This is a genomic window from Ruegeria sp. AP12 (genome assembly GCF_056540025.1).
On record NZ_JBQFVZ010000002.1, the window covers coordinates 471,283 to 495,125 of the forward strand.

Below are 23,843 nucleotides of genomic sequence, written 5' to 3' on the forward strand. Positions count from 1 at the left end.
CCCTCGAATTTGGAGCAAGTGCCAACAAAGCAGCATTCCTTCTTGCTGCAACCAGCAGGACAACGGTGCCGAGGGGCCAAAAACTCCCGGCGGGACAAGACCGGAGTAAAAGATGGCCGACCAAACCAAGAAACTCTCACCAGGGACCGGTCGCAGGCTGTTCATGAAGGGCGTCGCAGCGCAACTTTTGCTCAGCGGTTGTACGGTCTGGCCGCCACGCGCTTCCACTAGGCAACTGCCGATTCGAGCAATCGACCCCCACTGCCATGTTTGGAACGCGTCCGACATGCCGGCTTGGGGTTTCGTCTACTATGTGCTGCTAGGTCACGATGAAGAATTCGGGCACCCCGTAGGGGTGAAGAAAAAGATTTATGACCCATTGGTGGCTTTCTACGTAAACCTCATTTTTGGAAAGGCCACCACTGCCAGAGAAGAGCTAGAATTGCTCAGCGATGAAGGGTTAGAGGCAACAGCAAGGGCTAAGTCGGACGAGGAGTTTGAAGATGATTTGGCAAAAACATTGGATTTCTTTCTCAACCAACCAACCGTGGCATCGCAGTCATATGGCGTCGACGCCCAACCCTTGCGCGATATGATCGTCAAGGATCTCAAACTGACGCCTGACGGTTCCGAGTATAACTCCAGGACAGCTGCGCGCCGCGCGATGCGAAGCCGTTCCGTTCTCTTTGCACCTTTAGTGTTTGTGCGACACATGCGCCAAAACCGGTCGTTTCTGATAAATGAAATGAACCGGATCTATGGTGGCGAAGCACGTGTAGGATTGTTCACTCCGGCGCTTATCGACATGAAGGCCTGGCTGGCTGGGGAGCCTGGACAGGAGTGCAATCTAACTGTGCGCAGAAACACCTACAGGGGCGATGTGCGCGACGACCAGCGTTCAAAACTGATCGATCAGCTTATTCTTATGGATAAGTTGCAGCAAAAGCGATTTGACACGCCGTTTCACTGTATGGTCCCTTTTGATCCTTGGCGTCAGGCACGGGATAGACAAAAAGGACGCTCAGAACATTCGAAAGGGGATAATCACACTCGGGAAAGCGCGCAGCAGCTTTCTGCGTTGGGCATGGTGCAATGGGCTATTGATTGTCTCGGTTTTGTCGGCGTGAAGATTTATCCGGCAATGGGGTTCAAGCCATTGGAAAACGGTAAATTTGATCTATACCCGTGCCGCGCGATCAAAGAATTTCGACAGTTTCACAAAGAGTTAGATAAATCGCTCGAGGAGCTCTACAGGTGGTGCGTCAATGACGAAAATGACGTACCAATCTTGACCCATGCATGGAACAGTCAGGCTCCGGCCGATGGGCTGGGCAAACGGGCTAATCCAAAATACTGGCGGCCAGTACTCAAAAAGCATGAGTTTTCGAAACTTCGAATATGTCTTGCGCACAATGTTGGACTTAAGCCGAATAAAAAAGGGGAACTTCCAAAATGGACACATGAATTTGGGAAAACAATGAATCTTCCTGATCGAGCTGTTTATGCCGATATCTCTGATTTAGGGGACATCCTGCTTTGGAAGAACAACTTAAATAAATATGCCAGAGGTTTACGCGATTTCGTCGATGACTATGACGAAGACTGTAACCGGTTAATGTATGGCAGTGACTTCGCTGCTCTAAGCCGAACACCACGCTATGCGCGGTATCCGGACAGAATGAACGCATTACTTGATGCGGCCGGATTTGACGAAGCGCAAAAGCACCGTTTCTTTCAGAAAAATGCGTTGGATTTTTTGGGTTTGCGCCCAGGCAGGAAAGCCTACGAACGCCTACGTGAATACTATGCGCGACATGGCCTGAGCTTCGAGCGAATATCGAGCTTTACTCTGTCAACTAAAGCTTGATTGCCCAGCCTTGGTCTTTTGCCGATGCCAACATGATTGATCAAGACTGTACCCACAGCGTTTTTGTCGCTGCGCATTGCCACTTCGCTGGGATCGCTAAAAGGACTTGCCTCTACTCCCTGCCACTATCGACTTTGGTATTCACCTAGCTCGGCAGGTATTCCTCACTCCAAGACTCGGCGACATCGCGGGATTTGATCATCACTTCGATGGCCTCGCTCGAATAGCCAATTTCACCGAGGATCGTGCGGGTTGAAGTACCGAACTTCTCGGATGGCTCGACGGCAAAAACCTTTGCACGGGTTGGGCGCACCGCGTAGGGATCAAGCTGTGTGACTTCATGCCCGCTGGGGTGATCGGGATAAATCGAGAAAGAGTAGCTGCCGTTTTCGGTGCCCGGTGTGCCATCCGCCACGCGTGAATTCCTCGCCCGCAAGGCGTCAAGGTTTTCGCAGATTGCCACGCCGATATCGGCGGCGCGCAGCTTTTCCACCCAATCCGACGCAGGCAGGGATTGGAAAGCCGTCGCCAGATAGGCGGCGCGGTCTTCTTCTGGCAGATCAGGCAAATCCTCCAAGCCTTCGACTTTGCGGAACCTCGGTAGGTCGGCTTCGTAGGCGCTGAGCAGGACGTAGCGACCTGATGCGGTGCTATAGAACCGGGTCAATGCATCATAGCCATTTGCCTCGGGGCCTGATGGCTCGTCAAATAGCCCACGGCCCTTGTAATCAAAAGCAAAGGGGATCTGCAAAAGGCCGCTATTGGAACTGAGCGAGGTGCGCCCGCGCCCAATCCGACCGAAGCGGTATTTTTGATAAAGGGCTGCCGCTACGCCAAGCGCGCCACCAAATCCGCACATAACGTCGATCGTGCCCACATGGGCGTGCTCCTCTGGTCGGTCCATGGCACCACCAAAGCGCAGCATGATGCCGGTTGTCGCCTGAACCAGATCGTCATAGCCGATGTAATCGGTCCGCGTGCCCCGGCGGACACCGCTGAAACAATCGAGCTTGCAGAACAGCGCATCCGGGTTGAGCTTGCGCAGGCTGTCAGCATCAAGACCCATTTTCCTGATCTGATTGTCGGGTGCGTTCCAAACGATGACATCGACAGACTTCACAAGGTCTTCGAATACCCGGCGTCCGTGATGTGAGGTGATATCGGCCAGAACAGAGCGTTTGCCGCGCATCTGCGACATGCCATAGATGACGGTGTTCCAACTGTCATACATCGGCACCGATGGGTCGAGCTTGATCACCTCGGCCCCGAAGCGTGCCAGATAGCTGGCCGAATGCGGGCCCGCGATCACATTGCACAGGTCCAGAACACGCACGCCGGACAGCCAGCCTTCCCTGGCGGCTGTGTCAGAAGGGGCTGGGATCTCGGTGCGGTGTTTCTGCAATAGTTTCAGCGCTTCGTTGAAGTCGACCCATCGGCGGGGCTCGGGCTGCAATGCCTCTTCACCGCTTTCTTCCATCCAAACCACCGGGCCAGGTTGCGTCATGTCCCCGTAGATCGGGTCGTGAACGTCGATCATCAGCCCCGAGGTCTCGGCATATTCGTCGTGAATCCATTCCTGCAGCCAGCGCTGCGGCGCGCCGGGGATCAGCCCACGGCCGAACATTTTCTTCCACTCGTGCGATGTGCGGGTCATGAAGACCTCTTTCATCCGCGCGGCGATCTTGTCGGCCCAGAACTTCGGCATCGGATAGACACCCAGCGAGGTGTCGTGTTCCCATTCCGACCATGGTTTGTAGGTGTCTTCTTCTGACGTCAGCCCGTCCGTGACCAACTCGTCATAAATGCCGAGCACTTCCAGACAGCGGCGGGCGTGGTTCTTATGGCTGGGGCAGACCACATAGAACATGCGCCCGTCCTTGCACATGTAGCTTCGGAAGAACGGGTCCAGCAACTCCTGCAGATCTTCATATGTAACATTCATCGGCAGGCCTTCGATGCGCCGGCGTTCAATCTCGACCTCGCGCTGGGTCAGATAGCGCTCGGGCATGTTTTCAACCTTGATCGAGTTGTAGCAGAGCCCCTCCATCACGGCGGCTGCCAAGGGAACTTCGATCTGGTCGCCAAGGCCAGTCACCTGACGGGACTGCAGAGCCAACACCGTGGCAGAAGCCGCGATCTGCGACGCGTAAGCCGAGGCAAGCGGCAGAGGAGAAAATGACGGGTTCAGCCCCATCAAAACCCGATTCAGCCCCATGTCGGTAAACACGCCGGAACTTGCCGCGACGATGCTTTCATAGGCACGCAACTCGCGCCGTTCTTCGTCGTTCGAGGCAAAACCGGGGATTGAGATCGTGATCAGCTCGGGCCTTTCGTCACGCATTGCCGCAAAGTCTATTCCAAGCGCGGCCAGTTTCCCGGGGCGGAAGTTCTCGACGATGATATCGGCCTCGGCGCAGAGCGTCTTGGCCCTGTCCAACCCCTCTGGTGTCTTGAGGTCCAGATTTACGATCACCTTGTTTCGGTTCAGAGCAGCATTAGCCGGGCTGTCCCACATCGGGCCGTCAGGTGGGTCGATATGAACCACGGTTGCGCCCAGATCGCCCAGCAACATCGCAACAGCAGGGCCCGCGATGTACTGACCGAAATCGACGACCTTCACGCCGGTTAGCGGAAGATTGGAAAACGAATTGCGCATGGGTCCTCCCGGAAACTCTTATACCCGCATGTCGTCGTGTCTTATTGGCCCGCCAGCATCCAGCCTGCGGCCTTTTCTGCGATCATGATCGTGGGTGAGTTGGTGTTGCCACTTGTGATCTCTGGCATGACAGAGGCATCGACCACGCGCAGGCCGGCCACGCCCTTCATGCGCAGATGCGGATCGAGAACGGCGGTTTCATCGTCCTCGCGGCCCATCTTGATCGTACCAACTGGGTGAAAGATCGTGCTGGCAATGTCGCCTGCCAACCGGGCCAGTTCCTCATCGGTTTGATATTGGATGCCCGGTTTGAATTCTTCTGGCTCGTAAGCTTCCATAGCGGGCTGAGCCATGATTTCGCGCACCTGCCGCAGGCTTTGGGCGGCCACTTTCCGATCTTCGTCTGTGTCCAGATAATTGGGCGTGATCTGGGGCGGCTGACGGAAATCCGAAGACGCGATGCGGACATGCCCACGGCTGGTCGGGTTCAGGTTGCAAACACTGACGGTGATAGCGGGGAAATCATGCAGGTCTTCACCAAACGCCTCAAGGCTCAGCGGCTGGACATGGTATTCGAGATTGGCGTGCGGGCGCGTCGGATCCGAACGGGTGAAAGCACCCAACTGGCTGGGCGACATGCTCATCGGGCCCGAGCGTTTCAGCACATATTCCAGACCGATCTTGGCCTTACCTACAAGGGAATTGGCCAAGGTGTTCAGCGTCTTGGTGCCCTTGACCTTGTAAACCGCACGGATTTGCAGGTGATCCTGCAGATTTTCGCCCACATAGGGCGCATCCATCACCACATCTATCCCATGCTCTTTTAAAAGGGCCGCCGGACCAATCCCCGACAGTTGCAGGATTTGCGGTGAGTTCACGGCACCAGCCGACAGGACCACCTCTTTTGAGGTCGCGACCGCAATGGGTTGTCCTTTGTGGTGAACGACCGCTCCGGTGCAATGCAATCGACCGTCTTCGCCTTTTTCAAAGGTCAGCTTCTCGACCTGCGCCTCGGTCCATATTGTCAGGTTCTGACGCGACTTGGCGGGGCGCAGAAACGCCTTGGAGGTATTCCATCGCCACCCCGCGCGCTGGTTGACGTCGAAATAGCCCACCCCGGCATTGTAGCCTGCGTTGAAATCATCGGTCTTTGGAATGCCGTTTTCGACCGCAGCATCGGCAAAACTGTCCAGAACATCCCAGCGCAGACGCTGTTTTTCGACCCGCCATTCACCGCCATGTCCATGCAGGTCGGAAAACCGGCTGTTGTCGCCGGTGTGCGGGTCGGCGCCATCGTCCAGCTTGTAGTGGTTCTCATGAGCCTTAAAGTCGGCCAGCGAGTTTTCCCAACTCCAGGCCTCTTCACCGGTAAGCTTGGCCCAGTTGTCATAGTCGCGGGCTTGGCCCCGCATATAGATCATCCCGTTGATCGAGGAGCACCCGCCGAGCGTCTTCCCGCGCGGGTAAAGCAGGCTGCGTCCGTTCAAACCTTTGGCTGGCTGGGTCTTGTACATCCAGTCTGCGCGCGGGTTGCCAATGCAGTAGAGATAGCCAACCGGGATGTGTATCCACGGATAGGTATCGGGCTTGCCCGCCTCAAGCAGCAATACCCGGTTCTTCGGGTCAGCACTCAGCCTGTTGGCCATCAGGCATCCGGCTGATCCGCCACCAATCACGATATAGTCGAACCTGTTAGCGCCGTCAGACATGTTCGTCTTCCACCTGTTCTGTCGTTTCATTGCCAACTGTGCCGCAGGCGGAGCGATGAACCGTCTTGGTTCGTGGTGACCTAAGGCAAGCCGGTTTTGATGATTTCTGAAGCGCGCTTACAGAAAAAGCTAATGACAATTCGCACAATGCCATATTAGTAAATTTTATATGGACCGGTTTTCGAACATTAACACCATTCTGGCCTTTGTGACGGTGGCTCGTGAAGGCAGCGTTTCACGCGCAGCCGAGGTGTTGAACCTGACCCAACCGGCCATCAGCCATCAGATCAAGCGTCTTGGTGAAGAGACGGGGCTTACGCTGTTCAACCGAACGCCGACCGGGTTGCAGATTACCCATGACGGAGCGGCGGTCCTAGCGAAGGCGCAAAGAGTTCTCGATGCAGTCAGTGACTTCCACCGCAGCGCCCGCCAGCGCGTCGGTCGCCTGAGTGGAAAACTGACAATCGGCACGATCGTCGACCCGGAGTTCATTCGGTTGGGCCGTCTGTTGGCACATCTGCGCGCCGAGCATCCGGGCATCGAAACCGAACTGGTACATGGGGTCAGCGGAGACATCCTGACATGGCTCAGGCGGGGTCGGGTCGATGCGGGGTTCTACCTGTGTGGACCCGATGACCTTTCCAGCATCGAGTTGGACGGAGGCGATCCGGTGCACGCCATAAAGCTGGCCGATTTCACCTATCGCGTGATCGGGCCTGCTGGTTGGCAGAAGCAGGTGGAAAGCTCCGACTGGTCTTCGCTTACAGCCCTGCCTTGGATTGGCACCCCCGAAGCCTCTGTCCACCATCGCCTTCTGGCCAAGGTTTTCGAAAGTCAGGACAGCCGCCCGAACGTGGTCGCCTTGGTGGATCAAGAAGCTTCGATGCTTGAAATGGTAAGATCCGGCATTGGCCTGAGCCTCTGCCGCGACGCCATCGCGCTCCATCAAAAACAATCCTTCGGACTTGCCGTCTGCAATTCTGTGTCGGTTCCTGCTTGCCTGTGTTTCGTGGCGTTAGAACGGCACAAGGATAGCCCGATGATAGCTGAGACATTCGACCTGCTGCACCGGTCCTGGTGAACTGGTTTTCAGAAGCGGCACAATGACTGACGTTGAAGCTGTGGCGGTTATCGAACCGCCCTGATCAGATGAAAGACCTTTTAGTCGCAAAAAAGGCAACACCTCGCCATTTTCGCCTCACGTCTTTCATCCAGCGCCTAGGCTGGCTTTCTGTTCAGACGGCGAAGCCGCCTGTTCTCGGTAGGCTACCGCGTGGTGAACGTGGGAGTGGGGCGAGGCAACGCTATTCAACAATGGTGGTGCGGCGCGCAGGCTCAGCTTAGGACAAGGCGCCGTTTAGTAGGGTCGCCCGTGGGGGGGGAAGTCAGCGCCTTAACCGCAAACAGAAGAGCGTAGCATTTTTCAACGCTGGGTCAGTCGCCCAGCGGCTGCGGGCCTGTTCGTCCATGATAGGCGGTGAGGGATGCCCGGATCCGCCGCAGGTTCTCTTTGGTCTCGTCCGTCATCTCCTGCGCCACGGTCATTGCCAAGGCATCGACGATGGCCAGATGAGCGTATCGGGACGCGGTTGGTTTGTAGATGTCGCTGTCTTCCGGCAGGTCGGTCAGCAGGGCGATTTTTGAGGCATTGGCCAGTCGCGTATTTGGCCGGGTGATGCAGATCGTTGTTGCCCCATAACCGTTGGCGACTTCGGCCGCGGCTACGATTGCGTCCGCTTCGCCGCTGGCTGAGACCAGAAAAAGCACATCCTCGGCCCGCAGAGACGCGGCGCGCATTTGCAGAACATAGCTGTCATTGGTGAAAAAGGACGGGATACCCAGCCGGAAAAACCGGTTGGACGCTTCCTGCGCGACGAAGGACGAACCGCCGCCAATTCCGGAAAACAGGATCTGGCGCTTGTCCAGACAGGCATCTCGGGCCGCTTCCAATGCGTTTGTATCGACCTGACGGCGCATGGTCTCCATGGTTGTGAACATGGCGCCAAGCACCTGATCGATGGCGGTATCCGCGTCCGATCCTGCGTTACCGGGGTTGCCAAACAGGTATTGCGCGCTGACGGCGATGTTCTGCGCCAGACGCAGCTTGAAATCCCTGAACCCCTCGCAGCCAAGGCTGCGGCAGAACCGGACGACCGTTGGCTTGCTGACCGCGCATTGCTCGGCCAGATCGCCAATCGCCATGGCGCTGATGTCGTTCAGGTGCTCTTTGACATAGTCCGCGACCTTCTGTTCCTGAACGGCCAGCTTGATCTGACCGCTGTGCAGGGCCGAAATCAGATCCACAGCGCCCGAGCGCCCTTTGTGGGGCGGGAATTCGTTCTGGCCGGAGAGTTGGTCGTCGTTCGGCACGGTTTGGCCTTTCTGCATTTTCATGAAACTTAGTTACACAATTTCTTGTGAGCAAACAAGAAATGCCGGGGGATCGGGGCGGATACAGCGATATTTCGTAACTCAGTAACATTTTTTCGTTGATTTGGCGTCGATACCCACGCAAAATGAAACTAAGTTACAGATTCGCGATCTTGGGAGGGATGCGAATGTCCAACTGGTTTGCCGAAGCAAGCGCGCGGATAAACTCTGTCATCGAGGGGATCGTTGCCGCGCTGATGCTGGCCCTGGTTCTGGATGTCTGGCTGGGTGTCATCGACCGCTATTACTTTCACTGGCAATTGCCGTGGCCCGAGGTGTTGGCGCGGTACCTGATGATCTGGGCGGCGCTGCTGGCGGTGTCCTCGGGGATCGCGCGGCGCGATCACATCGGGCTTACGGCGTTTGTCATGGTGCTGCCGCGCCCGGTTCGACGCCTTTTGCTGATCGTGATGGACGTTCTGGCACTGGCCCTGTTCCTGTATGTCGCCTGGTTTGGCATCAGCTTTGCCCAAAGCGGAGCGCCGAGGCAGGCCATGATCTTCGGCGCAAGCCTTGCCCCGTTCTATGCGGCCATTCCTGTGGCAGCGGCCTTGTCGGCGGTGCAACTGGTGCTGGTCCTGTTTCGGGATCTGGGTACTCAGATCGACGCACCACCCTTTCCCCATGAGGTGGAGGATATGTCGTGATCGTCGCCGTCACATTCGTCGCCCTCATCCTGTTTGGAATGCCCATCGGGTTCGCCATTGGTCTGGCCGGAGTCGTTGGCCTTATCGACATGGGTGGCACCCAGTTTCTGGCCATCGGGCCTAGCAAGGTCTTCAACGGGCTCAACATCTTTCCCTTTCTCGCCATGCCGTTTTTCATTCTGGCGGGCGAGATCATGAACGACATCGGGATCACCAGCCGCCTTGTGAAGCTGGCGCAGGTTCTGGTGGGCCGGTTTCGCGGCGGGCTGGCCCATACAAACATGCTGGCATCGGTGTTTTTCGCGGGGCTGACAGGCTCGGCCACGGCGGACGCGGCGGCCTTTGGCAGGACGCTGGTGCCTGCCATGGTGAAAGAGGGCTACAGACGCGACTATGCCTGCGCCGTCACGGCAGCGGGGTCGATCATCGGCCCGACCATTCCGCCCTCGGGGCTGATGGTGGTCTACGGCTCGCTTATGGGTGTGTCGATTGCCGGTCTGTTCGCCGCTGGTGTCTTGCCCGGACTGGTGATCTGCCTAGTGTGCATGGCCGTCATCGCCATCGGCGGCAAGCGCGAGAACCTGCCCAAAGCCCTGCGCGGTGCCACCCCGCGCGAAGTCTGGGAGACGTTCGTATCTTCGCTGACCGCTCTGGCGATGCCGGTGATCATTCTGGGCGGCATATTGGGCGGTATTGTTACTCCAACCGAAGCTGCCTCGATCGCCGTCGCCTACGCGCTGTTCATCGGAATCTTTGTGTACCGGACGCTGACGTTCAAAGGCTTCTACCGGATGCTGGTGCGCACGGCGCGTATCACCAGTGTGATATTTGTCATTATCGCCTTCGCGGGCATTCTGGGCTGGTGGATGAGCTTTGAGCGCATCCCGCAGCTGATCGCCGAAACCGTTCTGGGCCTGTCCGACAACCGGTATGCCGTCATCGCCATCATCATCGGGCTGTTGCTGATCGTCGGCATGGTGATGGATATCACCGCGATCCTGATCATCCTCGCCCCGGTTCTGGTGCCGCTGACACAGCAGGTCGGGCTCGAGCCGATCCATGCCGGGATCATTTTCGTGCTGGCCCTGAATATCTCGCTGATGACGCCACCTGTGGGGGCCTGCCTGTTCGTGTTGTCCTCGGTCACGGGTGAACGGCTGGAACGGATATCGCTGAAACTCTTCCCGTTTCTGATCGCGGAAATTGGCATCCTCTTTGTCTTTGCCTTCTGGGAAGACGCGGCCCTGTGGCTGCCCCGGATGTTGGGCTTTGCCCAGTGACGAACTCATCAAAACCAAACCAACAGGAGAAGTAACATGAAGAAACTGCTCACAACCGTCGCGATGACAGCGACCATGATGGCCAGCACGGCGCTGGCCGAAGGTGGTGTCATCAAGTTCGGCCATGACAACAAGACCGACCCGTTTGAAAATCCGGCACATGCCTGTACGGCCGTGTTTTCGAACCTTGTAACCTCGGGCACCAATGGCAGCGTGTCGGTTGAGGTCTTCGGCTCGAACCAGCTGGGATCAGCGGCCGAGCATGTGCAGCAGGTGCGCGACGGGATCATTCAGGCGACGCTGACCTCGACCGGTGCGTTGGCCAGTTACTATCCGCGCATCGATGTGCTGAACCTGCCTTTTGCCTTCAACGGCAACGCCGCGACCTATGAGGTTTTCGATGGCGAATTCGGCGAAGCTCTGGCCGCCGATATCGAGGCCGAACTGGGCGATGTTGTCGTGCTGGGTTTCCCGGATACCGGCGGTTTCTTTGCCGTCACCAACTCGCAACGGCCGATCGCGGACCTGAAGGATTTCGACGGCATCCGCATCCGCACCATGACCCTGCCGTCGCATCAGAAGATCGTGCAGGCGCTGGGGGCCGAGGCTTATCCGCTGTCCTGGGGCGAGGTCTATTCCGGGCTTCAGACCGGCGTGATCGACGGGCAGATGAACCCGGTTCCGATCATCTCTTTCGCCAACTTCGCCGAGGTGCAGCAATACCTGACGCTGACCAACCACCTGTTCTCGCCCTATACTTTCATGATCAACCGCGCGTTCTTTGAAAGCCTGTCCGAGGCTGAACAGGCCACGATCCGCACCGCCGCCGAAAACTGCGTCACCGCCAGCCGTGGCCTGTCGCGCATCATCGAAGCGTCGGATCGCGGGCTTGCGGGGCTGATGGACCAGATTCAGGTGACCGCGCTGAATGACGAACAGCGCGCCGCGATGGCTGCAGCAACGCAGCCCGCGTTCGAGGCGCATGTTCAGGAGAATCTCGACGAAAAGGCCAATGAACTGCTGACCAGCTTCAAGGCCGCGGTCGATGGCGCCAACAGCGCCTCGTATCTCGACTGATCCTCCCAGACTGCCGGAGACAACCGGCAGCACCTTACGTCGGAGGCCGCGATACGGCCTCCGACCTCACCAGCGAATTGGAATGAACATGCGCGTCTTTTGTGCGTCCCTTGCGACCGAAACAAATACGTTTTCCCCCCTGCGCACGGATTTCTCCGATTTTGAGCAGAGCTTTTACGCACCACCCGGCCAGCACCCCGAGACGCCAACCCTGTGCAGTGCCGTGTTCCCGGCATTGCGGAAACGGGCGCAATCCGGTGGGCTGGAGCTGATCGAAGGCACCGCCACCTGGGCCGAGCCGGGCGGTTTGCTGAACAAGGAAACATGGCAGCGGCTAAAGCAGGAAGTGCTGGATCAGGTCAAAGCCGCGCTGCCCTTGGACGGGGTCGTTCTGGGGCTGCATGGCGCGATGATCGCCGAAGGGTGCCTGGATTGCGAAGGTGTGCTGATCGAAGCCATTCGGGATATTGTCGGGCCGGATACGGTTATCGGCGCCAGTTTCGACCCGCACAGCCATCTCAGCCGGAAACGGGTCGAGAATGCGGATGTCATCACCGTGTTCAAGGAATTTCCCCACACCGATTTTGTCGAAGCGGGCGAATCTTGCGTCGACCTGACCCTGCGCGCGATCAAGGGCAAAATCCGGCCCGTCATTTCGGTTTACGATGTCCGGATGCTGGATGTCCTGCCGACCAGTCAGGAACCCATGCGCAGTTTCGTGGACCGGATCAAACAGATGGAGACCGAAGGCGAGGTTCTGTCGGCCTCGGTCATTCATGGCTTCATGGCCGGGGACTCGCCGGATTTGGGGGCCAAGATCATCGTGCTGACCGACAATGACCCGTCTAAGGCGGATCGCATCGCCCGTAATTTGGGGGCAGAGCTGTTTTCCTTTCGGGGTCAGACCAAGCCAGATTACCTAACCCCTGCCGAGGCGCTGTCCAAAGCGGCACAGGCCCCGCGCGGTCCTGTCGTTGTGGCCGATGTCTGGGACAACCCCGGCGGCGGCGTGGCAGGCGATTCAACCCTGATCCTCGAACAGGCCATCGCGCGCAACATGACCTCGATTGCCTTTGGCACGATCTGGGACCCGATGGCCGTGCGCCTGTGTCATGCCGCAGGTGAAGGCGCGGAGTTCGATCTGCGCTTTGGCGGCAAAACCTCCGCTCTAGCGGGCAACCCAATCGACGCCACGGTCAAGGTCCTGCGCAACCAGCGCGACGCAGTGCAAAGCTTTGGCGCATCCGTTGTTCCGATGGGCGATTGTTCGGTCATTCAACTGGGCGGGATTGCGGTCGTTCTGAATTCGAACCGCAGTCAGGCATTCTCGCCCGATTTGTTCACCAATCTGGGCATCGACATTTCGCAAAAGAAAGTGCTGGTCGTGAAATCGACAAACCATTTCCACGGCGCGTTTTCCGACGTCGCAAGTGAAATCATCTATGCCGCCGTCGAAGGCCCCTATCCGAATGATCCAACCAAAACGCCCTACAAGAATCTGACACGCGCGATCTGGCCCATTGTCGAAGACCCCCACAAGGAGGCCGCAGAATGATTTTTCCCGAAATCGACACTCCGGCGGTTCTGATCGATCTGGACATCGCCGAGGCCAATATCGATCGCTTTCAGGCCCATTGCGCCAAACACGGGCTGGCCGTGCGGCCCCATATCAAAACGCATAAGCTGCCATTTCTGGCCAAACGCCAAATGCAGGCCGGGGCCATTGGCATCACTTGCCAAAAGGTCAGCGAGGCCGAAGCGATGATTGGCGAAGGTGGCATCGACGATGTGCTGATCACCTACAACATCCTCGGCGATATGAAACTGTCCCGCCTGCGCGCGCTGGCCGAGAAAACGCGCCTGATCGTTGTGGCCGACAACACGGAAACGGTAGACGGGCTGTCGCGGTTCTTTGCGGACACGGCTGAGCCTTTGGGCGTTCTGGTGGAATGCGACACGGGTGCCGCGCGCTGTGGCGTGACCTCGCCCGTGCAGGCGTGCGAATTGGCCCGATACATCGCGGACAAGCCCGGACTGACGTTCGGAGGGCTCATGACCTATCCGCCGGTTGGGCAGGAAGGCGCGGTTCAGGACTGGCTCAGCACCGCAAAAACCCGGATCGAACAGGCCGGGCTGACGGTCAGTGTGATCTCGAACGGCGGCTCTCCGGGTATGTGGCAGGCGCAGGACGTGCCGATTGCGACCGAATACCGGATCGGCACCTATGTCTATAATGATCGTTCCCTGCAGGCGCGGGGCGTCTGTACATGGGATGAATGCGCACTGAGCGTGCTGGCCACGGTGATCTCGGTTCCCGCGCCCGACCGCGCCGTGATCGATGCCGGGTCTAAGGTTCTGACATCCGATCTGCTGGGACTGGAGGGGCACGGGTATGTTTTGGGCCGACCGGACATTCTGGTTCAGGGCCTGTCGGAAGAGCACGGTGTTTTGAAGGCTGACAAGATCAACCTCAAGGTTGGCGATCGCATTCGCATCATCCCGAACCACGCCTGCGTCGTCACCAATATGGTAGATCAGGTCGAAACCGTTCGCGGCAACAGCCACCTTGGCCCTTTGCCGGTCGTCGCGCGGGGGAAAGTGCAGTGATGCGTTGGGAATGGCGGCGCGATGCGTGACCTAATTTGTCTGGGCGAACCCCTGTTCGAACTGAACGCCCAACCGGATGGCACGTTCCAAAGCGGCTTTGGTGGCGATGTCTCGAACGTGGCGGTGGCAGCGGCCCGGCAGGGTACAAAAAGCGCACTGATCTCAAGCGTTGGTGCGGATCACTTTGGCGAGCAACTGAGGGGTTTATGGTCACGCGAAGGGGTGGATCATACCCCTGTGGCGCAGGTCCCCGATGGTGAGACCGGTATGTACTTTGTCTTCCACGACGAAAGTGGACACAGGTTCGTCTATCGCCGAAAGGGCTCTGCCGCGAGCCGGATGACCCCGCGCGACGTGCCCAATGAAGCCATCGCAAATGCCGGGACGTTCTACACCTCCGGCATCAGTCTCGGGGTGAGCGACGACCTGCGCGCTACAACGCAGCACGCCATCCGCACCGCGCGCGCTGCTGGTGTACCAGTTGCCATCGATCCCAATCTGCGCACCGCCCTGTGGTCGCTGGAACAAGCCCGCGCGGTCACACATGACGCAATGCGAAACTGCCGGATCGCATTACCCGGACTGGACGACGCGCGGCAATTGACGTGTCTTCACAGCCCCTCTGAGATTATCGATTTTTACCATGATCTGGGGGCTGAAATCGTGGCCCTCACGCTGGGGTCGGACGGCGTCGCACTGTCACAAGGCGACGGTATCCACAGCTTGCCCGGATTAAAGGTCGATGCCGTAGACGCCACCGGTGCCGGTGACTGTTTCAACGGCATTTTCCTGTCCTCCTACCTGCGCACGAGGAACGCACTGACATCCGCCGAGCTTGCCAACTGCGGGGCCGCACTGTCGACCACGGGCTTTGGCGCCGTCGCCCCCATCCCTTACCCAAACGAGTTAACAGAAGGAAAAACCTGAATGTCTGAGAAAAAGATCCAACGCCTGGGCGATGACAAAACCGGAGCAGGCGGCCAGCCCTTGCCCTTTGCGCCCGCGGTACGTGCCGGAGATTTCGTGTTCATCTCAGGCCAGGTCGCGATGAAGGAAAACGGCGAAATCGAACCCGGAGGCATCGAGGCGCAAACCCGAAGAACCATGGAAAACCTGATCGCCGCTCTGGCACTTGCGGATTGTACGCTGGAGGACATCGCCAAGGTTGGCGTCTGGCTGGACGATCCACGTGACTTCTGGACCTTCAACAAGGTCTACGCGAGCTATTTCCCCAATGGCGGCCCCGCCCGATCCACTGTCCGCTCGCAAATCATGGTCGACGCCAAAGTCGAGATCGACGCGGTTGTTTATAAGCCGGTTGGGTGATCCGTAGACGGGCCAGATTGCAGGAAGCCGACGTTCACAATACCTTCGCTACTTTGGCGTCAAACTTGAAGATGCACTTGCAATCGCAAAAGCGATTAAAATTTCGCCAAACACGGATGAGCATTGGCACAAGAAACTGGGCGCGTCTGACGCGCCCGGTTTCGTCACGTCGCGACGTGCGACACATCCTTGTCAGGCGAGTATATGTCCAAGATGTTCCAGTGCCCGGTCGTTGGCGTCGGGTTGTTGATCATTGGCACATCAAGCACAGTTGGTTTGCCGCTGGCGATCGCTGCTTCCAATGCGGGTTGCAACTCATCAGCGGCGCTTAGCCTGTGCCCTTCCGCGCCATAGGCCCTCGCGATCTCGGCATAGCCCGGTCCGTTGGCGGGTGTGGCAGCTGATCCGGGGAAGGTTGTTCCATAGGTCAGACCGTAATGCGCCTTTTGCAGACCTGCGATGGTGCCGAAGGCGTTGTTGTTCATCACCAGCCAGATGATGCCCAGATCAAGTTCGACCGCCGTCGCCAGCATCGAGGGGTTTTGGCCGAAACCACCATCGCCAACCAGGCTGATCACCACGCGATCGGGTGCTGCCAGTTTCGCGCCGATCGCGCCCGGGGGGCCAAAGCCCATCGTCGCGAACCCGCCCGGCGTCAGGATCGAACCGGGGCTCAGAATATCGAATTGTTGCCCTACCCCGTTTTTATTCCACCCAACATCCGTGGTGATAATGGCATCCTCGGGCAGGGCCTTGCGCGTATCCGCCAGAATACGTTCGGGCATCATCGGAAAGGCTGTTGAGGTCACCATGTCCAAGTTGCACGCTTTGAACTCCGTTCGGAAGTCAGCGATCTTCTGTTCCAGCGCGGGACGGTTGAAGCCGTCGGGATACATCTCGCGGGCAACGCGGGTCAGAACGCGCAGCGCGGCTTTGGCATCTGCGACGACGCCGATCTCGGTGGGATAGTTGCGGCCGATTTCCTGCGGTTCGATGTCGATATGAATGACCTTTGAGCCGGGAATGTTGAACGTATAACCGGGGTACCAACTGGAACAATCAGCCTCTTTGAACCTTGTTCCTACGGCAAAGATGTAATCCGCATTCAGGCAGGACTGGTTCACCAACTCGGTGCCCCAAAACCCGGTCATACCCAGCACCAGCGGATGGTCGTCCCGCAATGCGCCCTTGCCCATCAGGGAATGCGCGACGGGCAGGCCCATATGTTCAACAAACTCGCGCAACTCCTCGCTAGCCTGTGCCAACAGGATACCGCCGCCGACATAAGCGACCGGGTTTTCGGCCTTCGCCAGTGCTTCGACAGTCTCTCGCGCTGTTTCATCGTCAATCGACGGTTTCTTGAGCGCGCGCGTGTTGTCGCGGATACGGTCGAAACTGTCCGAGGGGATCACCTCGGAGAAGATGTCCATCGGCACATTGACCAGCACCGGCCCGGGCTGGCCGCTTTCAGCCAGATGGAACGCCTTTTCCAAGATTTCGGCCATCAGGTCCGCACGATCCACCCGCCAGGCACGTTTGACGAAGGGGCGATAGATCTCCCACTGGGCGGCGTCTGCGTGCAGGTTCACCTCCTGATGCGGATGCTTGCCGTAGTAATGCGTGGGAATGTCGCCTGCGATCACAACCATCGGGATACAGTCCAGCGCGGCATTGGCGACCCCGGTGGCACAGTTTGTCAAACCCGGGGAGAGGTGTGACAAAACCACCGAGGCCTTGCCCGTCACGCGGGCATATGCATCCGCCGCGTGGCTGGCGATTTGTTCATGGCGCACCGTGACGAAATCAATCGGGCTTTCGGCCAACGCGGCCAAAACCGCGATGTTCGTGTGGCCACAAAGCCCGAACACATGCTTGACGTCACGGCGTTCGAGGAAATCAACGATATGTTCGGCGACGGTTTTGCCGTCCAGTTTCGCTCCGTCCATCATGCGACCTCCTGCCCGTAGAACTCACCGAACAGGTCCGGCTCCGAGGGGCGATCCTCGGGGATCGGACGGCTGACCCAGGTGTAATTCATCATATGTTTCATGGTGACGTTTTCATTCGTGATGTTGCCGCCCCAGATGCCGCAACCAAGGCTGCTGGTCATGGGCATACCGTTGGTCCATGCACCGGCGTTGGCCTTGGACTGAGGCTGCCGCACCATCATGCGGCTGACCGGAGCCAGACGCGCGAGCCGGTCGATGTGATCGTCATTGTGGCTGTAGATGCCGCAGGAATGGCCCTTGCCCCCGGTGTTGTAGATCTGGCGGACTGTATCCAGCGCATCATCGAACGTGTCGAAATGGTAAAGCGCCATCAGAGTTGTCAGTTTCTCCTTAGAGAACTTGTGCTGGGGCCCGATTTGCCCCTGATTTTCGACCATCAGAAACTTGCGATCTTCGGGGATCGAGAACCCGGCAACTTTGGCCGTTTGCTGCGGCGGACAGGCGATGGTCGGGAACGTGCGGTTGCCCTTTTCGTCCCACATGGCTGCTTCGAGCATGGCCTTCTCTTCGTCCGAACACAGATACCCGCCTTCGGCTTCAAGCGCTTTGACCATATCGTCGTAGACCGAGCGCTGGATGATGATGTTACCGTCGGCTGAACATCCCGAGCCAAAGTCGGACGTCTTTGAAATACGCGTATTCTGCGCGGCGATATCCAGATCGGCTGTCTCATCGATGACGATGGACGAATTGCCCGCGCCAACGCCATAGGCCGGACGTCCGGAACTATACGCCGCTTTGACCATGGGCTTGCCACCTGTCGCCAGCGTCAGGTCGCAAATCTCCATCAGATGTTGCGTCAATGGGATCGACGGTTTGCGAATGGATTGAAACAAATCCTCGGGGGCACCGGCGGCACGGCAAGCAGCACGCATGACTTCGACCATTTCATAGGTGGTGTGGGCGGTTCGCGGGTGCGGGCTGAAGATAACCGCATTCCGGGCGTTGGCGGCGGACACGCCAGTTACCGGCGGTGTCATCGCCGGGTTGGTCATCGGGATCAGGGATGCGATCACACCGGCGGGTTTGGCGTATTTCACCAGCCCTTTTTCCTCGTCCACCTCGACGATCCCGGTCGATGGTGTCCGCAAGACATCACGCAAAACCATGTGAATCTTGAACCGCTTTGCAGGACGCCCTTCGCGATCTCCGATACCGCTTTCGTCCACGCCTTGCTGGGCCAGACGCGTGAAGGTCTTCTCATTCCCCGCATACCACGCAATGGCCTGAGACAGGCGGTCCAGCCTGTCCTGATCCCAATCCTCGATCTCGGCCATGGCAGCGCGGGCGCGTGCCAGCATGTCACCCGCCATATTGCGGTCGTTTTCAGTGAGCTCTTTGCCCATGGTGATCCTCTTGGTGTTTTAGAATGGCTGCATCGGGCATACGGCGCTGTGACCGCGCCGCACCGAATGTTCGCTTGGCGTGGCTGAGACAGCGACGCGCGTGTTCTTCATATCCCAACTCGGCAACGCGGCTTTGGTTGGGCAGTTCGATGGAATAGTCGACGGGTGGCATCCGTTCGATGATGCCGGTGAAATCGATCCAGCCCTCGCCGGGATAAAGCCGCGCATCACGGGCCAGCTGGATCATGCCCTCGCGCGTATCGGCGATGCCGGGCAGGCAGTCTGAGATATGCAGGAAGTGAAACAGGCCCGAGGGGACGTGTAGCAATTCTCCCAAATCCACACGACTGAGGTGCAGATAGAGTGTATCGACCAGAATACCGCCATTCGACTGATCGGAAGCGCGGACAATATCAAGTGCCTCGTCCAAGGTACGCAGGCGGGAAAAGCTTGGAAACTCAAGGTCTACGGTCAGCCCATAGGGTGCGGCCAGTTCGCAGGTTTCAGAATAGACGTCGATCAGAAAGTCACGATCATCGCGGGTGTCGGTCCACGCGCTCATGATCATGCGCTTGGCGCCCAGTTCCCCGCCGATCTCCAGAGAAGGCTCAAAACTGCGCGGGTCAACATCTTCGGTGATGCGCGCAATCTCGATATCCAGAACCTTCAGGCCGGTGGTAGAGAGAGCCGTTTTGGTGGCCTGCACCTGCGCCTTGTCGATCGGGGATTGAGTGAATTCACCGGGTACATGCATCGGAATGAAGCGGGGGCTGACGGCATCGTAACCGGCCCGCGCGGCGATATAGACCAACTCGGGCGGCGTACAGCCAATCAGCGTCAGATGCGCCAAGGAATAGAGAGAGGGGCTTGCGCCAGCCTCTTCGGGTTTCACCATGAACGACAGCTCCACGTGTCTGCGAATCTCAAATTCATCACACGTAGTACAAAATATCTGATATTTTTAAAAATATCAACTTTTAATGCAGAGCAGGAGATGGAAACGCCCGGACAACGGCCCGGGCGTGTTTAACCTTTGTGCTGCCAGGGCTTTAGATGGCGACCCAGTCACCTCCGGACTGGTGAGAGCGCACAGAGGCATCAATGAATCGGACGCCATCCGCGCCTTGTTCGACACTGGGATATGTCAGCCAATCGGCGGGAACGGTGACACCATCCCGGCGCGCGGCCACGGCCATGGCGAATTCCGTATAAAGGTTGGCCCAGGCTTCGATAATCCCTTCGGGGAAGCCACGCGCGGTCCGGATCAGTCGTTCCGCTCCGGGGCCGATGCCGTGCCCGTGACCTCGGCTGATGATACGGTCCGGCTCTCCGAACCGATTGAACTTCAGCTGTTCCGAGTTCTCAAGGTCCCACTCCAAGCCCCCTTCGCTGCCGAAGACCCGCAACCGCAACCCGCCCCGGTTTCCGGGGGCAAGGCGCGTTGCCATCAGGGTGCCCGGAACCTCATTTTGATAGCGGGTGAACATGAACACCGTGTCTTCCAAAGGCTTTGGCGCGCCGCAGACATGGAACTCGGCCCGCAGATCGGTCATGGGCAGGCCCGAGACAAAACTGGCAAGATGCGCGGCGTGGGTGCCGATATCGCCGACACAGCTGGTCGGACCAGAGATTTTGGGGTCCAGCCGCCATTTCACATGGGGCGCATCGGCCACATCTTCGGGCGTCATCCAATCTTGCATGAACTCAACATGGATCTGGTTGATCTTGCCGATGCCGCCTTCGGCCGCGATTTGCTTGGCCTGCCGGATGACCGGAAAACACGACATCGCATAACCGACAGCAAAGATGTTTCCCGTGCGCGCGGTGATCCCCTCAAGCCCCTCGGCCTCGGTGACTTCGTTGGTCAGGGGTTTGTCGCACAGTACGTCAATGCCCGCCTCCAGAAAGGCTTTGGCAGCGTCGAAATGAACGTGGTTCGGGGTGGTGATCATCACCGCATCCACACCATCAGGCCGTGCCGCCTCGGCCTGCGCCATCTCGTCGAAGGACGCATAGCACCTGTCTGCTGGCAGGAACCACTCGGCCCCGCGCGCCTTGCTGCGCGCCGCGTCGGAACTGAGCGCACCTGCGGCGACCTCCCACCGGTCGGTCATCCGCGCGGCCGTTGCTTGCGTGACAGAGATACGCCCACCGCCAACAACGCCCAGCCGCAAACGACGAGACAATCGTGGGAAAGGACCGTCAAAATTCAGGGTTTCGGGTAGAAGCCGCTCAGCCATTCTGAACCTCCATGTCCGGGGCCCGTGCGCCTTCGGGCAGGATTTCAACCGCCATGAAGATGCTGGGGGTAATCGTCTCGTATTGATGCCAGGGATAGTTGCCTTCGGCGTCATACATCGGTTTGTGCGTCGTGCCGGGGGCCATGAATTCTTCGAGGTAAAGGGATTCAACATCCCGCTCACGGCATTGCTGCATTTTGCCAAAGCCTACGATCTGCGTATGCACTTCGCGAAACCCCGGTACCGGGCAGAACGGATGATCCTTATGCAATCCGACATTCAGCGGCACCGAGCCCGAGTGGTACATGGTCAGTCCAACGTTACCCACGAAGACCTTTGGCGACATATAGTGGCTGACACCGCGCAGACGCTCTTCCTGGCGAACATCAAAGGCTGAAGGCCATGTATCCTTCACCCATGCGAACAGCGCATTGTCATCGGCATGGGCGTCGAAGCCATGGACAATGACCGCCCGTTCCACGTTTTGGACGGTGCTGTTCTGCACGATCACCGACGAAAGCGGCGCAACCGTCTGATCCTCGACCGCGAGGTCCCTCCCCCCGAGGTTCAGAACAATGGCACGACCCTCGACAGATACTCCATCTTCATCGGTGATGTGCTGGACGCGAAAAAATGGCTGGGCAAAGTCGAGTGTCTCAATCGGCATGGACCAGCTCCTTCCTCTCATCGTTCAGGAAATCGACCGGCAGAGGTGCAGGCGCTTCGCACCGGCTTTCTATTGTCTGGTAGGCACCGAACTTCGGTGCCCGTTCAATCGCGTCCATGACCTCGAACACGTGATAGGCCAGCGCGCCACTTGCACGGGGTTGGCGGCCTTCTTGTGCCGCCAGGGCAAGATCCAACAGGCCGAGGCCACGACTGTCTTCATTAAACCCATGTTTGTTCTCGACCACCTGCCAGTTTTCACGACCGGTTGGACGAGGCTGATGCGACCAGCGCGAGGTGTCCCGCGTTTTCAGCCAGACATCGCCCTGAAAGATGTTGGCACCATGAACCGGGTCAGGGTCGGGGATGCTGATGGTCCCGTCTTCACCATAGATCTCGAACCGGGGCGTTTCGCTGTCCCAGACGTCGAAGCTCATGGTCATCGACCCGATTGCGCCGGATGAGAACTGCAGCAGGCTCAGGGAGTGTGTGTCGACCTCGACATCCATCCATTCACCGTTGCGAGCGCCATTTTCGATCATCCTTTTGTCGAACGTGCGTCGCGCCATTCCGGCGACGCGGTCAACGGGGCCAAGGCAACAGACCATCGCCGTCAGGTAGTATGGCCCAAGGTCCAGCAAAGGCCCGCCACCGGCTTGGTAGTAGAAATCCGGATTGGGATGATGGCGTTCTGTCCCGTGGGTACCGACATGGGCGAAAACCCCTGTTGGATTCCCAATCGCGCCTTCATCGATCAACCGACGAACGGTCTGCCAACGACCGCCCAGAAACGTGTCGGGCGCGCAGCCGACCAGCAACCCCTTTTCCGAGGCCATGTGCACGATCGCCCTTCCATCCGTTCGGTTCATGACCAGTGGCTTCTCGGAATAGACGTGCTTGCCCGCCTCCAGCGCGCGCAGGCTGATTTCGGCATGGGCGGCTGGTATTGTCAGGTTCAGAACGCAGTCAATCGTTGGATCTTCGAACACGTCATCTGGCGTGCAGGCCCTGGAGATGCCGTATTGATCCGCCTTGGCGCGGCTTTCCAAAGGATCGAGGCTGGCGCAGGCCACGACCTCGACGCTCGAAAATTTTGATAGTGTTTTTAGATAGATATCGCTGATACGACCACAGCCGATAAGGCCGACCCGGAAGGATTTCGATGTCTCAATTGTCATCATTCCTGTCTTCGTAGAAGGGTAAGTAATTCGGGGGCATGGGCCCTTTGTTGCGCCCGCCCTGCCCCATCTGTTCCCAGGCGTGGGCGAGTATTCCAACCGAGCGGGACAGGCAGAACAGCCCTCGCGACAGGGGCGCGGGAAAGCCAAGTTCGCAAAAGATCACCGCCGTTGCACCGTCGATATTCATGGCGATGGGCCGACCGCCGCGTTGGCGACCAAGCTCGGCCTGAACCTCTTCTCCGATATCGGCAAAGCGGCCGGATACTGTGCCTTCTGCCGCCGCGTCACGAACAAGCTGCATCAGCCGGGGGGCGCGTGGATCGACGGGTTTGTGAAATCTGTGGCCAAAGCCCGATACGATCTTGCCGTAGGTCTCGCGCCAGCTGTCCAGACCGTCCCGAACCGCGTCATTCAACGCAGCCCCCGCATCCATGCGGGCGGCGATATCATAATACAGCTCGGCGCATTGCTCCCCTGCCCCGCCATGTACATCGCCCAGCATGTTCACCGCAGTCGCCATCGCGTTGTTGAGGCCAACCCCGCAGGTCGCAGCCATACGCGCCGCCGCGATCGAGGGGGCCTGTGGGCCGTGATCCACGCCTGCGACCAATGCGGCCTCGAACAAACGCGCCTGCGCGTCGCTGGGCAGATCGCCCCGCACCATCAGCCAGATCATCTGCGGGAACGAGACGTTCCCGATCAGGTCTTCGATAGGATAGCCACGAAAAGCGATCTGGCCGGGTTTCATGTCGATGATCGAGGTTCGCCACCATTGGCGGACCGCGCGCTCATCGCTTGTCAT

General features: G+C 58.5%; 19 protein-coding genes. 9 read left to right on the forward strand and 10 right to left on the reverse strand.

Annotation, left to right across the window (positions count from 1 at the left end):
- Positions 1-112 precede the first annotated feature (112 nt).
- Positions 113-1,867: an amidohydrolase family protein gene (locus ACR0E6_RS10165; RefSeq protein ID WP_480582837.1), complete on the forward strand. Its 1,755-nt coding sequence runs from the start codon at positions 113-115 to the stop codon at positions 1,865-1,867.
- Positions 1,868-2,012: 145 nt separating this feature from the next.
- On the opposite strand, the gene ACR0E6_RS10170 is transcribed toward ACR0E6_RS10165, so the two are convergent.
- On the reverse strand, positions 2,013-4,523 hold the full coding sequence (locus ACR0E6_RS10170) for a CoA transferase (protein WP_480582840.1): 2,511 nt from the start codon (positions 4,521-4,523) through the stop codon (positions 2,013-2,015).
- 41 nt (positions 4,524-4,564) lie between these two features.
- Positions 4,565-6,232 carry a GMC family oxidoreductase gene (locus ACR0E6_RS10175; RefSeq protein ID WP_480582844.1) on the reverse strand — a complete coding sequence of 556 codons (1,668 nt, stop codon included), beginning with the start codon at positions 6,230-6,232 and terminating at the stop codon, positions 4,565-4,567.
- A gap of 169 nt (positions 6,233-6,401) precedes the next feature.
- On the opposite strand from ACR0E6_RS10175, the gene ACR0E6_RS10180 reads away from it, so the two are divergent.
- Complete coding sequence (locus tag ACR0E6_RS10180) at positions 6,402-7,313, forward strand: LysR family transcriptional regulator (RefSeq protein WP_480582847.1); 912 nt, start codon at positions 6,402-6,404, stop codon at positions 7,311-7,313.
- Between the two features lie 353 nt (positions 7,314-7,666).
- Here the strand turns inward: ACR0E6_RS10180 and ACR0E6_RS10185 are convergent, their stop codons facing one another.
- Positions 7,667-8,626, reverse strand: coding sequence for a MurR/RpiR family transcriptional regulator (locus tag ACR0E6_RS10185; RefSeq protein WP_480582850.1), 960 nt, complete (start codon positions 8,624-8,626; stop codon positions 7,667-7,669).
- A gap of 164 nt (positions 8,627-8,790) precedes the next feature.
- Between ACR0E6_RS10185 and ACR0E6_RS10190 the strand changes: the two genes are divergently transcribed.
- From ACR0E6_RS10190 to ACR0E6_RS10220, 7 genes are all read left to right on the forward strand, one after another.
- Entirely contained in the window at positions 8,791-9,309 is a 519-nt protein-coding gene (locus ACR0E6_RS10190) for a TRAP transporter small permease (RefSeq protein ID WP_480582852.1), read from the forward strand.
- Positions 9,306-10,589 (forward strand): TRAP transporter large permease, encoded by a 1,284-nt coding sequence (locus ACR0E6_RS10195; protein WP_480582855.1) that lies wholly within the window; start codon positions 9,306-9,308, stop codon positions 10,587-10,589. Before ACR0E6_RS10190 ends, ACR0E6_RS10195 begins: the two co-directional genes overlap by 4 nt.
- A 36-nt stretch (positions 10,590-10,625) precedes the next feature.
- On the forward strand, positions 10,626-11,666 hold the full coding sequence (locus ACR0E6_RS10200) for a TRAP transporter substrate-binding protein (protein ID WP_170521489.1): 1,041 nt from the start codon (positions 10,626-10,628) through the stop codon (positions 11,664-11,666).
- 88 nt (positions 11,667-11,754) lie between these two features.
- On the forward strand, positions 11,755-13,221 hold the full coding sequence (locus tag ACR0E6_RS10205; protein ID WP_480582858.1) for a M81 family metallopeptidase: 1,467 nt from the start codon (positions 11,755-11,757) through the stop codon (positions 13,219-13,221).
- Positions 13,218-14,273, forward strand: a complete 1,056-nt coding sequence (locus ACR0E6_RS10210) for a D-TA family PLP-dependent enzyme (protein ID WP_480582861.1) — start codon at positions 13,218-13,220, stop codon at positions 14,271-14,273. The genes ACR0E6_RS10205 and ACR0E6_RS10210 overlap by 4 nt, the downstream gene beginning before the upstream one ends.
- A 21-nt stretch (positions 14,274-14,294) precedes the next feature.
- A complete protein-coding gene (locus ACR0E6_RS10215) occupies positions 14,295-15,200 on the forward strand; it encodes a sugar kinase (protein WP_480582864.1) in 906 nt (301 codons plus the stop codon).
- The gene (locus ACR0E6_RS10220) at positions 15,201-15,599 is read left to right on the forward strand and encodes a RidA family protein (RefSeq protein WP_480582867.1); all 399 of its coding nucleotides are present in this window, start codon (positions 15,201-15,203) and stop codon (positions 15,597-15,599) included.
- A 164-nt stretch (positions 15,600-15,763) separates the two neighbouring features.
- Here ACR0E6_RS10220 and ACR0E6_RS10225 read toward each other — a convergent pair whose 3' ends face one another.
- The 7 genes from ACR0E6_RS10225 to ACR0E6_RS10255 form a co-directional block, all read right to left on the reverse strand.
- Positions 15,764-17,548, reverse strand: a complete 1,785-nt coding sequence (locus ACR0E6_RS10225) for a thiamine pyrophosphate-binding protein (protein WP_480582871.1) — start codon at positions 17,546-17,548, stop codon at positions 15,764-15,766.
- Positions 17,545-18,954 (reverse strand): aldehyde dehydrogenase family protein, encoded by a 1,410-nt coding sequence (locus tag ACR0E6_RS10230; protein WP_480582874.1) that lies wholly within the window; start codon positions 18,952-18,954, stop codon positions 17,545-17,547. The genes ACR0E6_RS10225 and ACR0E6_RS10230 overlap by 4 nt, the downstream gene beginning before the upstream one ends.
- The gene (locus ACR0E6_RS10235; protein WP_480582877.1) at positions 18,935-19,849 is read right to left on the reverse strand and encodes a sugar phosphate isomerase/epimerase family protein; all 915 of its coding nucleotides are present in this window, start codon (positions 19,847-19,849) and stop codon (positions 18,935-18,937) included. The genes ACR0E6_RS10230 and ACR0E6_RS10235 overlap by 20 nt, the downstream gene beginning before the upstream one ends.
- Positions 19,850-20,003: 154 nt before the next feature.
- The gene (locus tag ACR0E6_RS10240; protein ID WP_480582880.1) at positions 20,004-21,194 is read right to left on the reverse strand and encodes a Gfo/Idh/MocA family protein; all 1,191 of its coding nucleotides are present in this window, start codon (positions 21,192-21,194) and stop codon (positions 20,004-20,006) included.
- Positions 21,187-21,861 (reverse strand): hypothetical protein, encoded by a 675-nt coding sequence (locus ACR0E6_RS10245; RefSeq protein WP_480582883.1) that lies wholly within the window; start codon positions 21,859-21,861, stop codon positions 21,187-21,189. The genes ACR0E6_RS10240 and ACR0E6_RS10245 overlap by 8 nt, the downstream gene beginning before the upstream one ends.
- Positions 21,851-23,038 (reverse strand): Gfo/Idh/MocA family protein, encoded by a 1,188-nt coding sequence (locus ACR0E6_RS10250; RefSeq protein ID WP_480582886.1) that lies wholly within the window; start codon positions 23,036-23,038, stop codon positions 21,851-21,853. The genes ACR0E6_RS10245 and ACR0E6_RS10250 overlap by 11 nt, the downstream gene beginning before the upstream one ends.
- Positions 23,028-23,843, reverse strand: coding sequence for a citryl-CoA lyase (locus ACR0E6_RS10255; protein ID WP_480583156.1), 816 nt, complete (start codon positions 23,841-23,843; stop codon positions 23,028-23,030). Before ACR0E6_RS10255 ends, ACR0E6_RS10250 begins: the two co-directional genes overlap by 11 nt.

Coding starts and splice junctions, on each gene's coding strand:
- ACR0E6_RS10240 (WP_480582880.1), bottom strand. CDS start 21,194: ATGGCTGAGCGGCTTCTACCCGAAACCCTGAATTTTGACGGTCCTTTC.
- ACR0E6_RS10175 (WP_480582844.1), bottom strand. CDS start 6,232: ATGTCTGACGGCGCTAACAGGTTCGACTATATCGTGATTGGTGGCGGA.
- ACR0E6_RS10220 (WP_480582867.1), top strand. CDS start 15,201: ATGTCTGAGAAAAAGATCCAACGCCTGGGCGATGACAAAACCGGAGCA.
- ACR0E6_RS10245 (WP_480582883.1), bottom strand. CDS start 21,861: ATGCCGATTGAGACACTCGACTTTGCCCAGCCATTTTTTCGCGTCCAG.
- ACR0E6_RS10255 (WP_480583156.1), bottom strand. CDS start 23,843: ATGACAAGCGATGAGCGCGCGGTCCGCCAATGGTGGCGAACCTCGATC.
- ACR0E6_RS10185 (WP_480582850.1), bottom strand. CDS start 8,626: ATGAAAATGCAGAAAGGCCAAACCGTGCCGAACGACGACCAACTCTCC.
- ACR0E6_RS10165 (WP_480582837.1), top strand. CDS start 113: ATGGCCGACCAAACCAAGAAACTCTCACCAGGGACCGGTCGCAGGCTG.
- ACR0E6_RS10200 (WP_170521489.1), top strand. CDS start 10,626: ATGAAGAAACTGCTCACAACCGTCGCGATGACAGCGACCATGATGGCC.
- ACR0E6_RS10215 (WP_480582864.1), top strand. CDS start 14,295: ATGCGTGACCTAATTTGTCTGGGCGAACCCCTGTTCGAACTGAACGCC.
- ACR0E6_RS10225 (WP_480582871.1), bottom strand. CDS start 17,548: ATGATGGACGGAGCGAAACTGGACGGCAAAACCGTCGCCGAACATATC.
- ACR0E6_RS10205 (WP_480582858.1), top strand. CDS start 11,755: ATGCGCGTCTTTTGTGCGTCCCTTGCGACCGAAACAAATACGTTTTCC.
- ACR0E6_RS10170 (WP_480582840.1), bottom strand. CDS start 4,523: ATGCGCAATTCGTTTTCCAATCTTCCGCTAACCGGCGTGAAGGTCGTC.
- ACR0E6_RS10190 (WP_480582852.1), top strand. CDS start 8,791: ATGTCCAACTGGTTTGCCGAAGCAAGCGCGCGGATAAACTCTGTCATC.
- ACR0E6_RS10230 (WP_480582874.1), bottom strand. CDS start 18,954: ATGGGCAAAGAGCTCACTGAAAACGACCGCAATATGGCGGGTGACATG.
- ACR0E6_RS10235 (WP_480582877.1), bottom strand. CDS start 19,849: ATGGTGAAACCCGAAGAGGCTGGCGCAAGCCCCTCTCTCTATTCCTTG.
- ACR0E6_RS10250 (WP_480582886.1), bottom strand. CDS start 23,038: ATGACAATTGAGACATCGAAATCCTTCCGGGTCGGCCTTATCGGCTGT.
- ACR0E6_RS10210 (WP_480582861.1), top strand. CDS start 13,218: ATGATTTTTCCCGAAATCGACACTCCGGCGGTTCTGATCGATCTGGAC.
- ACR0E6_RS10180 (WP_480582847.1), top strand. CDS start 6,402: ATGGACCGGTTTTCGAACATTAACACCATTCTGGCCTTTGTGACGGTG.